Origin of the sequence: Companilactobacillus crustorum JCM 15951, from assembly GCF_001434585.1 — a bacterium.
Lineage (GTDB): Bacteria > Bacillota > Bacilli > Lactobacillales > Lactobacillaceae > Companilactobacillus > Companilactobacillus crustorum.
On the sequence record NZ_AZDB01000009.1, the window covers coordinates 56,704 to 69,260 of the forward strand.

Below are 12,557 nucleotides of genomic sequence, written 5' to 3' on the forward strand. Positions count from 1 at the left end.
GCAATATTTGCTTTCTCTTATCACTATTATTTTATATACTAAGTACTGGTATAGACAACTAGTGAGGAGGAATTTTATGAATCTAATTTTTATTTTTAAAAATCTCAGATTTCTTATTTTACCTATTCTCACGCTCTCCTTATTATTCGTAGTAGGAGAGCAACCAGAAATAATTCAAGCCGCTAGCCGCGAAGATAATAATTACTATCGCAAACCTTCTAAGCGCCCCATCAGTATGGGTATGGGTATGGGTATAGGTATTTGGCTTTCTGGCGGCTTCAATATCAATCCCAAACCAGACTACTACATTACTTCTGGCAATGAGCTATCAATTGTAACTAACTCAGTAAGATCTACAGCAAGTTTCACAGAAAATCCTTTTGAACCTCTTACACATACTTGGTACCAAAGAAAAGAGGATGATCCGAGTTGGAGTCAAGTTCCTAACTCTAATAGCTCCTCTTTAAAGGTCAAAACTAACCAACTTGGGACCACCTACTATCAGCTTCATGACCACTATCGAGGAATTTTCACCTCCGAAAATTACTACTCAAATGTGGCCGCAGTTCATGTAACATCTCGCGATGTTCCCGCCAAATCCTTAACAGTAAATGTTGATACTAATTACATTTACAATTCAACTAACACTTTTAACAATGACACTGCTTTTGCGAACGCTACTCCTGACCCTCAAAACTCCACTGAAGAGGTCACTTGGTCTGTCAGTGATCCATCTCTAGCTACAATAGATTCCAACGGAAAAATTACGGCTGTCCCTGGTAAAGAAGGCAGTTTCTTTGTTAAAGGTACAATTATTAATAAGGATGGCACTGAAGCTAGTGACACTAAGTTAATGAATGTAGGTGGCGGACTTTTTGATCAAAAAGTTCGAGCTGGACAAAGAGTTACCTTTTCTATTCAAGGATTCGATAATGCAACTAGAGATAACGATTACAACAATATAAAAGTCCAATGGTATAAAAAAAGTAAAGATGATAAACAAACGACTGCTTTATCAACACCTACTAATCCTTTTGAATATACCACCGATATAACTTCCAGTAAGGATGATGGCGAAAAATATTACGCCATCATTAAGCTAAAGAACAAAGAATTAAGAACCAGTTACGGTCTATTAACTGTTTTACCAGCTCTGGATTCAAAAGTTGTGCTAACTGACAAACAGAAAAATACTTCCTTTAAAAATGAAACTGATACTGACAATTATCTCAACAATGTCGTGAATGGCGATATCATTGAATACACTATGAATTTAAATAATAATAGTAATCACAATCTTCTTAACACTCATTTAAAAACCTATCTTAGCTTAGGGACTGAAATAAACAGTATTACAATCGATGGAAAACTTACCACTGACTACGAATCGATATCTAATACTAACAACAGTAACAAATTAATAGATATTGACGTCAACGAACTTAAAATGGGTGCTCACCATCAAGTTGTAATCAATACCTTAACCCGAGGTATAAAAAAAGAAATGGAATTTGCTTCCACTCCTTCTTTTACAGGTACGGATTCCGAAAATAACAGCTATCAAGGTATTGGTTCAAAATTACATTTAAAATACATAACTAATCAAATCATTCCTCATATTAAAGACATTCAATTCGAGTCCATTTATTCTTTTGAAAATAAAGGTCTAAAATATCGGACAAGCGATACTAATTCCCCTAATAATGTCATTTCTATCGATGATGAAAGACGCAAAAAGAACCCTGTAAAATTTTACTTGAATCAACCTAAGCCATTTCTAAAAGATGGCAAAATCCCTTTAGCAGCCACTTTAGATTTTTGTCGTAACGGTATTATTTATCCTCTTACTAATAAATTTTTAATTGCCGATTCTAACGAAGATCAAACTTTTCAATCAATAAATTGGAATAAAGATGAAGGTCTGCTTTTACAACTTAATGGTACTAATTCAACTGCAGGGAAATATCAAACAACTCTAAGTTGGAATATTGAAGATACAATCTAACTGTACATAGAGTACGTTGTGGGGGTCTTTTATTGGTTATTACTCAAAATTGTTTATACTTGTCATCAAGAAGAATAGAAATGAAAGCGATGTAGTTCCTATTCTTCGAAGTCTCACACTGTGGGCAAGCATCTACCAAAATTTCACCGATTTAAAAAATCGTAATAGCGGTAGTTATTATGAATGGGAATAGTTTTAAATCTTAGATTGAATCAAGATGAGGCAAGATCTGAAAAATAGATTAGATTTTGCAGTATTGGTCAATTTAAATTCATAGATACTGTGTTTAACTTATTGGAGTCAGGCTTCTGCCCCTAAAAAAACAGCAAGCTAATAATTTTCAATATGAATCCTCCAATTTAGTCTAGACAAAAAGGCCTCGGAATACAGTTACTCGTTCAACTGATTCTGAGGTCATTTTGTATGCTTTTATTCTTCTAAAAAAGACATCCGATCGGCAATATTAGTGATTATTCCATCTACGCCCCAACTCAACAATTCTTGAGCACGATTGATATCATCAACCGTCCAAACATTGATTTCATAACCATAGTCTTTCATTTGTTTTACTTTATTTTCCGTTAAACCTGCACTATCAGGATGAACTATTTGAGCATGACATGCTTGCATAACTAAATTCCAATCATCACCTAATGTGGCACGACTAAATAATACCGCATATTTTAAATCAGGCTTTAACTTATACATTTTTTCTAGCATTATGGGATTGAAACTTGAAATAATCAATTCAACATGTTCATCCAAGCGTTCCAATGCTTTAGCAAATTTTTCAACTAACTTATCAGCCAAATAATTAGCATTGTCCCCAACAACACCTTTTAATTCTATATTGGCATTTATTTTGTGGATATTAAGAAAATCGATCAATTGATCCAAAGTTGGTACCTTTTCTCCACGAAACCTTTCTGCAAACCAATATCCTGCATCGGCACTCTCAACTACTGAACTATCAACTGTTTCGATTGAGCCTGATTGATTAGTTGTACGATTCAGCTTATCATCATGGATCACAAAAACACTTTCGTCTTTAGTAATACTTAGATCAGTTTCGATCCATTTAACATCATGATTAACAACTACATTAAAAGAAGCCATTGTATTCTCTGGTGCTAAAGTTGGTATTCCTCTATGAGCAATAATTTTTTTATCCATCATAAATCCTCCAATATGTAAATTATACATCAATGCCCAAAATACAAAAAACCGAGAGTACTTTAATATCCTCGGTTTTATTGCATTTTCATAATTAAATTATCGGTTTAGACAAACTAGGCTTGATATCTTGAAACACCATCAAGATATGTTTCTGACAATGTCATATCGTCATCAAGTACAATAAAGTCAGCATCTCTGCCATCAGCGATGATACCGCACTTATCAAGTACTTTAGAACTCTTAGCAGCTGTATAACTAGCCATCTCAACAGCTTCTTCATCTGTAGCAATATTCCAATCAACTACATTCTTGATAGCTTCATTTAACATCAAAATTGAACCAGCCAAATTGTGTGTTTCATCTTTTAATCTAGCTGTTCCGTCGGCAACGACAACTGGTAGTTCACCTAGTACGTAGTCACCATCTGGCATTAAACCAGCACGCATACAATCAGTAATTAGGGCAACGTGTTCGGCACCCTTCTTTTCAATTACGATACGAGCAGCAAATGGGTTAACGTGATGACCATCACAGATTAATTCATCATCAACTAAATGCATTGAAAGAGCAGCACCAACCATACCTGGCAATCTGTGATTTAATCCACTCATACCATTGTATGTATGTGTAAATCCTGTAGCACCTGCTTCAACACAAGCCTTGGCTTGTTCAAAGGTAGCATCACTATGACCAAGATATACAGCAACATCATCTGAAGCAACTGCTTTAACAAATTCTGGAGCGCCTTTTCTTTCAGGAGCAATAGAAATTTTCTTAATCATGCCATGGGCAGCATCTTGCCAATCTTCAAATTCTTCAGCATCTGGATCTCTGAAATATTTAGGATTTTGAGCACCTTTGTGTTTTTCTGTATAGAAAGGTCCTTCAAAGTGAATACCTTGAATCTTAGCACCAGTAGCTTTTTTGTAATTGTCACCGATTGTTTGACAAATATGTTTTAGTTGATCATGTGAAGCTGTCAAAGTTGTTGGCAACCATGAAGTAACACCAGCCTTCAAAAGACCTTCTGACATTTCATTTAACTTGTCGAAGTCGTCATCCATAACATCATGTCCAACCAAACCATGAATATGTGTATCTACAAGACCTGGGGCAATAAACTTGTCTGAATAATCAACAATCTTGCCTTCTGGTTTCTTATCATCAGTAGTATAGAATTTACCAAACTTACCGTCATCAGTGACTTCCAGGTAGCCACCATTTTCAGTAGTATTTTTTAAAAAGAATTTTTTAGCGTGAATGTAATATGACATTATCTATTCTCCTTCTAATTTTAACGGTTTCATTATACCATTTTCTACCGGTCTATACCACGACGACAATTAAATTTATTAACTATAAATTTTTTAAAATCCGATTCCTGGGAAAAGCTTATAGCCAATATCCTTATAAGAAGCTACTTCATGCCACAATTTATCTTCGGTCTCATTCAAAACGACACCTTCCGATCTTTTCAACATCGCGGTTTTTGTTAAAAAATACATAAAATTGCCGATAAAATCAACCGCTTTGCTTTTCTGTAATTCTATTAAAGTTTCTTGAACATAGTGTGCTGTCTCAGTATTACTGTGATATTTATTCAAAGCTGTACTTAAATTCTTCATACTTTCAATAATTTCTGTATTTTTATCCATCTCGCTTCACCGTCCTTATATATTAATTCAAGATTACCTTTCTTATTGCTTGTTTATGTCTTGAACCTCACAACAATATTTCTTGAATTAACAAATTTCAGATTTTAATAATAAAGAGACAGTACAATAACCCCTCTTGGTCATCGCACTGTCTCTTTATTTTCAAACTTTAAACAATATTTTTTAATGAATCAATGGGACGATAATATTAGTCCAGAGCCAGGATATGGGCATGATAACAACCATAATAGGAATCATATCAGCGGTAGGGAACATTTTAATCTTTGTGATACGAAAGCCACTGGCCAACATCAAGACTCCCCCGGCTGCCTTAAAATCTAAAATCATATCTGGCGTAGTCAGAGGGACAATAATATGTGCTAGAAAAAAAATTATCATTAGAATAATAAATTGTGGAACAGCAATGAGTGAAATAACTGCCCCTAAGTTGGCCCCAAAAATAACTGCGGCAAAAAAATCAAGAATCGACTTAGATATCAAAATAGTTGCATCACCATTAATACCTTCGGTCAAGGTACCATAAATACCCGTTCCACTAGCACAAAATAAAACAATCACAGTAACTAAAGTCGTTTCAAATGTTTTTTGATCCATTTGAGCGGGTGCCTTAACAAAACGTGAAATGAATCGTTCCATACCCTGAGCACCACGATTAACAGCTTTTCCCAAATGAAAAATAATACCTAAACTAGTTCCAATAATAACTGCAAAAATAACCGCAGCTAAATTCTTCAAAGGCGCAATTGCATAAATCCCCATGCAAATCGAGCAAATACTGAAGGTCATATTTAGACCTTCTTTAAAATTATCTGACATTAATTTGCCACCAAGTGTTCCAGCGATTCCACCAAAAAGAATAGCAAATATATTCGTTATAACGCCAACTGGCATAAAAAAGACTCCTTGTATTGATTAAAAATAACTACAAGTAATAGTCTAGTTGTCGCCAAATTGAAGAACAATTCCGATTTTATGTTAGACTATTCAAATTAAGAATAGTTAGAAGGTAAATGGTGGATACTAAAAAATTAGCCGTCTTTATTGATTTAGCGGAAACTCAAAATTACAGTCAAAGTGCTGAAAGATTATTTCTTTCACAATCGACAATTTCAAAATACATCATTGCTCTTGAGGATGAATGGAAAGTAAAACTCTTTATAAGGGCTCATCGCCAAGTTAAGCTGACAAAAACCGGCATGGCACTACTACCCAAGGCTAAAGAAATCTTGCAGCAAGAAAATAGTTTAAATCAATTAATCAATCATCAGGTTGGACTAAAGGGACGTCCTTTAGTAATTAAAGTTCTGCCATCTTTATCTCAGTATCAGGCAGCTCATATCATTACTAATTTTGCTAAAAATTATCCTGAGATTCGGCTTGAACTTACAGAAACTAACGCTGACAAATTAGAACACGCCTTAAATCATGAGAAAGCTGACATTATATTTACCAGAATTTTCAACACTATAATATCCCTTCGTGCAATATAATCACCAATGAAAAAGATCATCTCGTTGCGTTAGTTCCTAAAAATAGTAACTTGGCACAACACGACTACATAAATTACGACATGTTAAAAAACGAATCAATATTATTGATGAAAGATACCATTAGTAAATCTAATCCTGCATCGAAAATATTTCAGAATATGGCTTTAAAACCTAAAATTATCTACAAAGGCCAAAGAATGAATTTGATTCTGGACATGATTGATCAAGGCGTCGGAATATCAATCGCAATGAATAAATCGTTTAATCTCACTGACTTTAATAATATTAAAGTTTTGCCATTCATTCCCAAGGTCAATAGCCAACTAGCATTTCTCAAAAGAAAAGACAACACTTCAAATATGGTCGAATTATTTTGGAAATTTGCTCTCGAACAAACTGAGTTACTTACGAATGAGTAAATTATCAGCCCACAAAAAAAGATCTAATGACTAAATAAAAAGGCCATTAGGTCTTTTTAATTTTTATGCTTGATATCTTGAAACACCATCAAGATATGTTTCTGACAATGTCATATCATCATCAAGGACGATAAAGTCAGCATCTCTACCTGAAGCAATAATTCCACATTTATCAAGTACTTTAGAACTCTTAGCAGCGGTGTAACTAGCCATTTCAACGGCTTCTTCAGCTGTAGCAATGTTCCAGTCAACTACATTCTTGATAGCTTCATTTAACATCAAAATTGATCCTGCCAAACTATGTGGAGCTGCTTTCAATTTGGCTGTTCCATTAGCGACGACAACTGGCAATTCACCCAATACGTAGTCGCCATCTGGCATTAAACCAGCACGCATACAATCAGTAATCAAGGCAACATGTTCAGCACCTTTTTTCTCAACTACGATACGAGCTGCATATGGATTAACATGGTGACCATCACAGATCAATTCATCATCAACTAAGTGCATTGAAAGTGCGGCACCAACCATACCAGGTAATCTGTGGTTCAAACCACTCATACCGTTATAGGTATGTGTAAATCCTGTAGCACCTGCTTCAACACAGGCCTTAGCTTGTTCAAAAGTGGCATCACTGTGACCAAGGTATACAGCAACTTTATCAGAGGCAACCGCTTTGACAAACTCAGGTGCTCCCTTTCTTTCAGGGGCAATTGAAATCTTTCTGATCATGCCATGTGAAGCATCTTGCCAGTCTTTAAATTCTTCAGCATCTGGATCTCTAAAGTACTTAGGATTTTGAGCACCCTTGTGTTTTTCTGTATAGAAAGGTCCCTCAAAGTGGATTCCTTGAACTTTAGCACCGGTAACTTTCTTATAATTGTCACCAATTGTGTGGCAGATACTCAAGAGTTGTTCGTGTGAAGCTGTCAAAGTTGTTGGCAACCATGAAGTAACACCAGCTTTTAACAAGCCTTCTGACATTTCATTCAATTTGTCGAAATCATCATCCATAACATCATGACCAACTAAACCGTGGATATGAGTATCAACTAAACCTGGGGCAATGAATTTATCGTAATAATCAACAATTTTACCAGCTGGTTTTCCTTCTTCTTCAGTGAAGAAATCACCAAACTTACCGTCATCAGTAACTTCTAAGTAGCCACCATTTTCAGTAGTATTTTTTAAAAAGAATTTTTTAGCGTGAATATAATATGACATTAACTTTATTCTCCCTTAAATCTTTAACTATAAAAGGTTGAAACATAGTTGTTTCAACCTTTCTGAATTTTAAAACTTTTTATTCGTAATCGTGAATTGTAACACCCTTAACAACACGGTTAACTGTTCCACTAGCTGAAGGTGTATCTGGTATGTTATTTACTTTGATTGAATTCATCAAAGCAAATGTTTGTGCAAAGATTACATCTGGCAAAGCTTGATAAATTTCTGGAAGATCTTTATCTCCTGCTTCAATGAAGAAGTTCTTGCCTGAGAAATCATTATCATCAGAAGTACCGACACCCACAACTTCTTTACAGATTTCATCGCCTTTAATTTCTTCCAAGATATCTACATCATATTGACGAGTGTATTTATCGTTGCTCATGAAATCAAAGACAATTGTCTTGCCATTAACATATGACTTAGGACCATGACGGAATCCCATTGATGAATCAAAGATTGTTGTCAATGCCCCAGCAGTTAATTCAAGAACCTTCAATTGAGCTTCACGAGTTAGACCTGAAAGTGAACCACTGCCTAAGTATGTGATACGGTCATAATCTAGGTCAGCATAAGCTTGAATTTCATCTTCACGGCTAATTACTTCTTGGCCCATTTTAATCATTGTATCTACCCAAGCTGACTTTTTGTCTTCAGCACTTGTATCAAAGATCAATGCAGCTGTTAGGGTCATACAAGAGAAACTTCCAGTCATGGCGAATCCCTTATCGTTTGAAAGAGCTGGTTGAAGAAGTAACAAATTAGCATCTTCATTTTCAGCCTTTTTAGCTAAATGACCTTCTGGAGCACATGTAATAGTAATTTGATACAAATTCTTAACAATTTTTTCAGCTAGTTCTACAGTAGCTACACTTTCAGGACTATTACCACTTCTGGCAAAGGAAACCAAAATTGTAGGATCTTCACTTCTTAGATTATCTAAAGGAGCAGAAACAATATCAGTTGTAGGAATACTTTCAAAAACAAAACGTGAAGTATCGCCAGCACGATTTAAATATGGTCTAAGCGTATCTCCTACATAAGCTGAAGTACCAGCACCAGTAAAGATAACTCTTATTTTTTGATTTGGATATGTCGAAGTTACTTTTTCTAAAAAGTTATCGATTTCTGATTTTTTATTAGTGTAGTTTTGAAATGCTTCTTTCCATAAATCTGGTTGTTGTTGAATTTCACGGGTTGTAATCTTAGCCCCCATCTTTTCTAGTTCTTGATCTGTTTTAGTAAACACGATATTGATCCCTTCTCTAATTATTTTTAATCTAAGAATTGAATGTGAATAACTGCTAATTCCTTAACAGTGAAGTCAATGTGGTAGATTCCTTTTGAATCCAATGACACATCTAAGACTTCGTTTTGTAATTGATTGTTTTCATCACGATAAGTTATTGAGGCTTGCTTAACATGACGATCCTTTAAGAAGAAATTAATTCCGTTAATGTCATCAATCGACCAATTGCTAATAATCATCTTAGTTTGTTTTTCATCGATAACTAATTTGCAATTGTACATGTTGACTAAATATGGAACGCTTAACTGTTCTTTAAAGAAATGCTTCAAGTCGCCTTCACGAATATCAGTATATTGAGCTTGCCAACCGTACTTTGGAGAATCAGTCATTGGTAAAATATAGTACTTGTCATCACTGACAGTTACTGGACCTAGCTGATTTTCAAACCGATCATAAGCTGATGAATGAACTGATACTGGAGCCTTATAATTTATTTTTACGTAATCACCTGTATGAGTCAGCATTGTTATTCTAGGATCAGTAACCCCAGAAATTGTTGTCCCATCAAATTGTTCAAATGACTGCTGGCCTGATCGATTTTGCAATCGTTCGATACTTGTTGCATTAATTAGATTCAAAAGATGACGATTATTTAAAATAACTACGGCATCCCCGTCCAAAAGGGCAAAATTGCGAGTCAACAATTGTTCAATTTGTTCATCTGATAAAGTATTTAAAAAGTTTCCTGTTATTGCAACACACTTATTTTTGATTTCCTGACCAATATAATTAAGTGGTTTAGTAGCAATGCCCATTGTAGATAGCAGCTCTAACCATTGTGTTTGCGAAGCCATTAAACCTTCTAAAGTACCCTCAGCATCAATTTTTGTCTTAGCAACATCTTGATTCATTGGTACGATTACACCAGCTCGTTGTTCAAGATCTATTCCATTTTCAAATAAGAAATCCAAATATTTCTTATCATGATTTAAAAGATCATCGTAATGATAAGTTGGATTAATTCCATCACCCATCATACTGAACATATTGAGCAGTACGCCGTTTGCATGAACCAAACTGGTAGTATCTAATTGAAATTGCGTAAATTTATTTGATTTGGCATAAGGTGAATATAAGAAGCTTTCCATTTCAGGATAAATCTTATGTTCAGGACCTATTTCTGTTCTGGTAGCAACTGTATATTTTTCAAAATCGCGAGCATATTGTTGAGGGCTAACCTCGTTATATGCTGGTAAATGCGGTCTAGATACAGCTGGTGTATTTGCACCACTAAGCTCATCAAGCAGTCTTTGCCAATCACGACCTTCAAGCGCATGAACTTCAGGCCAAGAACTCATTAATCCTAATGTAGTAGTTGGCGAAACTTCATGGACTCTTTGTTCAATCATATGAGCCACATGTAAAATTTCAGCTCGTGCCACTTGTAAATAGGCATTACGATATTTATTCTCACCACCGGTAAACATCTTCTCAACAAATTCTTGTCGAGATAAATCTGTCCCTAAAATATCATTGTATTTTTTCATATGATCATCGCAAAAACAGCCTAACTTAAATGGCGCATTCTTGTAATGTCTGAAATCATCCTCAAGCCACAGTTCATTGGGATGAATACTTGCCCAAATACCATAGATTTCACTAATATAATCAGCCCATCCGGCATAACCTGGACAAGCCATAGAAATACTTTTGACACCTTGATAGTTAACCATTGGCTTAATATCAAGTTCTGGATTGATATTAATACCACGATCAGAATGATTCATAGTTGTCCATGGATTTAAACTGATCGTAATACCGAGCTCTTTCAATGGTTGACTAACTTCATCAACATTGGCGATTAATTCTTGAGCTTTTTTAGGAGTTATATGAGCATCTGATAATTCTTCTTGATTGATGAAAAAGGCAACATCTGCAATTTGAGCTTTTTTGACAAAATCAATCAATCGTTTTCTCTTATCAGCATCATATATATTCTTATCAATTGCTAATCTTAATGTATAGCGGTACGGATTATTCATCCTCTTCATCGTCCTCATCAGAGTCTGCATTCAAGAAGGCATTGACATCAACAATTCCGTCTTTAGCTTCCTTCATAAGATCTGCGACTTTAATGTCTGAGCCTACAAATTTTTGATTAGCGTAATTAATAACCATAGTCAAATTCAAACCAGAAATAACGTGCATTTCCGGATAAGTTTGTGTCAAATTGACTGCAACATTACCTGGAGTTCCGCCAAGTAAATCAACAATCAAATAAACAGGTTCTTTGCCGTAATACTTTTTGATTTCTGTTTCGGCCTTAGCCTTCAAGTCTTCAGGACCATCAGATTTTTGTAGTCCTAAAGCTGTTGTTTCAGGTAGTTCACCGATAATTAATTCTGCTGATTTTAATGTTTCAATTGCCATGTTTCCATGACTCATCAAGATTAATGCCATATTTAAATCCTCCTAACCAATTTTGCCAAGTACGCCGATTGCTGATAGAGCAATAGCAAAGATAATAACAATAAAGATAACTTTTGTTGATGTCATACCCTTCTTACCTAATAACCAGTAAACAAGACCTACGACACAGGCTGGAACAAGCTTTGGAAGAATCATATCAATGTTAGTTTGAACACTTAATGAAACTTTACCTAAGTGGGCAACAAATGGTACTTGAATATTGATCATACTTGCAATCAAAGCACCAACAATGAAGACACCAAGCAATGTAGCAGCATCTGTTAAAGCATTTAGTTGACCTTGCATTTCAGAAACAAGTTTTGTACCTGTCTTGTAAGCAAAGTGAAGTTGCTTGTAAGCAAAGTGAAGTTGTTTCCAACGGAATACCATGATGGCAATATTGACAGCTAACCAAAGGAACAATCCTAATGGATTACCTTGTGCAGCCATAGTAGCAGCAATAGCACCCATAATAGTTGGTACTAAAGCAGCGAAAAGTGAATCACCGATAGCGGCAAATGGTCCCATAAGACCTGTCTTAATACCAGCAACAGTATCAAGTGAGTCAGCACCTTCCTTACCTTCAATGGCAAGATCGATACCAGTAATAATTGTGTTAAAGAAATTACTTGTGTTGAAGAATTGGTTATGAGTCTTCATAGCTTCTTTTAGCTCTGGAGTACCATCACCATAAATTTTTCTTAGTTGTGGCAAGATCATGTACAAATAACCTGAACCTTGCATTCTTTCGTAATTCCAACCCATTTGGAAACCAAACAAACTACGTCTGTTAATTTGGGCAAAATCCTTTTTAGTTAATTGGTAGATTGCAAATTTAATCCGAAT

The 12,557-nt window shown here is 35.2% G+C and carries 12 protein-coding genes; 3 read left to right on the plus strand and 9 right to left on the minus strand.

Annotated elements, in window-relative coordinates:
- Positions 1 to 76 precede the first annotated feature (76 nt).
- A complete protein-coding gene (locus FD26_RS04100; RefSeq protein WP_057867170.1) occupies positions 77 to 2,005 on the plus strand; it encodes an Ig-like domain-containing protein in 1,929 nt (642 codons plus the stop codon).
- Between the two features lie 429 nt (positions 2,006 to 2,434).
- On the opposite strand, the gene FD26_RS04105 is transcribed toward FD26_RS04100, so the two are convergent.
- The 4 genes from FD26_RS04105 to FD26_RS04120 all read right to left on the minus strand — a co-directional run bounded on the left by FD26_RS04105 (position 2,435) and on the right by FD26_RS04120 (position 5,748).
- Positions 2,435 to 3,178, minus strand: a complete 744-nt coding sequence (locus tag FD26_RS04105) for a glycerophosphodiester phosphodiesterase family protein (protein WP_057867171.1) — start codon at positions 3,176 to 3,178, stop codon at positions 2,435 to 2,437.
- 116 nt (positions 3,179 to 3,294) lie between these two features.
- Positions 3,295 to 4,455, minus strand: a complete 1,161-nt coding sequence (gene nagA / locus FD26_RS04110; protein WP_057867172.1) for an N-acetylglucosamine-6-phosphate deacetylase — start codon at positions 4,453 to 4,455, stop codon at positions 3,295 to 3,297.
- A 93-nt stretch (positions 4,456 to 4,548) separates the two neighbouring features.
- Entirely contained in the window at positions 4,549 to 4,836 is a 288-nt protein-coding gene (locus tag FD26_RS04115) for a hypothetical protein (RefSeq protein ID WP_057867173.1), read from the minus strand.
- Positions 4,837 to 5,019: 183 nt separating this feature from the next.
- Positions 5,020 to 5,748, minus strand: coding sequence for a DUF554 domain-containing protein (locus FD26_RS04120; RefSeq protein ID WP_057867174.1), 729 nt, complete (start codon positions 5,746 to 5,748; stop codon positions 5,020 to 5,022).
- 122 nt (positions 5,749 to 5,870) lie between these two features.
- Between FD26_RS04120 and FD26_RS11365 the strand changes: the two genes are divergently transcribed.
- Both FD26_RS11365 and FD26_RS11370 read left to right on the plus strand, forming a co-directional pair.
- Positions 5,871 to 6,347, plus strand: coding sequence for a LysR family transcriptional regulator (locus FD26_RS11365; RefSeq protein ID WP_261766175.1), 477 nt, complete (start codon positions 5,871 to 5,873; stop codon positions 6,345 to 6,347).
- Between the two features lie 50 nt (positions 6,348 to 6,397).
- Positions 6,398 to 6,766 carry a LysR substrate-binding domain-containing protein gene (locus FD26_RS11370; RefSeq protein WP_261766176.1) on the plus strand — a complete coding sequence of 123 codons (369 nt, stop codon included), beginning with the start codon at positions 6,398 to 6,400 and terminating at the stop codon, positions 6,764 to 6,766.
- 63 nt (positions 6,767 to 6,829) lie between these two features.
- On the opposite strand, the gene nagA (FD26_RS04130) is transcribed toward FD26_RS11370, so the two are convergent.
- The 5 genes from nagA (FD26_RS04130) to FD26_RS04150 form a co-directional block, all read right to left on the minus strand.
- Positions 6,830 to 7,990, minus strand: a complete 1,161-nt coding sequence (nagA, locus tag FD26_RS04130; protein WP_057867175.1) for an N-acetylglucosamine-6-phosphate deacetylase — start codon at positions 7,988 to 7,990, stop codon at positions 6,830 to 6,832.
- 79 nt (positions 7,991 to 8,069) lie between these two features.
- Entirely contained in the window at positions 8,070 to 9,242 is a 1,173-nt protein-coding gene (locus tag FD26_RS04135) for an SIS domain-containing protein (protein WP_057867176.1), read from the minus strand.
- Between the two features lie 26 nt (positions 9,243 to 9,268).
- Entirely contained in the window at positions 9,269 to 11,284 is a 2,016-nt protein-coding gene (locus FD26_RS04140; protein ID WP_057867177.1) for a hypothetical protein, read from the minus strand.
- The gene (locus FD26_RS04145) at positions 11,277 to 11,702 is read right to left on the minus strand and encodes a PTS sugar transporter subunit IIA (RefSeq protein ID WP_057867178.1); all 426 of its coding nucleotides are present in this window, start codon (positions 11,700 to 11,702) and stop codon (positions 11,277 to 11,279) included. The genes FD26_RS04140 and FD26_RS04145 overlap by 8 nt, the downstream gene beginning before the upstream one ends.
- 12 nt (positions 11,703 to 11,714) lie before the next feature.
- Positions 11,715 to 12,557, minus strand: coding sequence for a PTS system mannose/fructose/sorbose family transporter subunit IID (locus FD26_RS04150; RefSeq protein ID WP_338081002.1), 843 nt, complete (start codon positions 12,555 to 12,557; stop codon positions 11,715 to 11,717).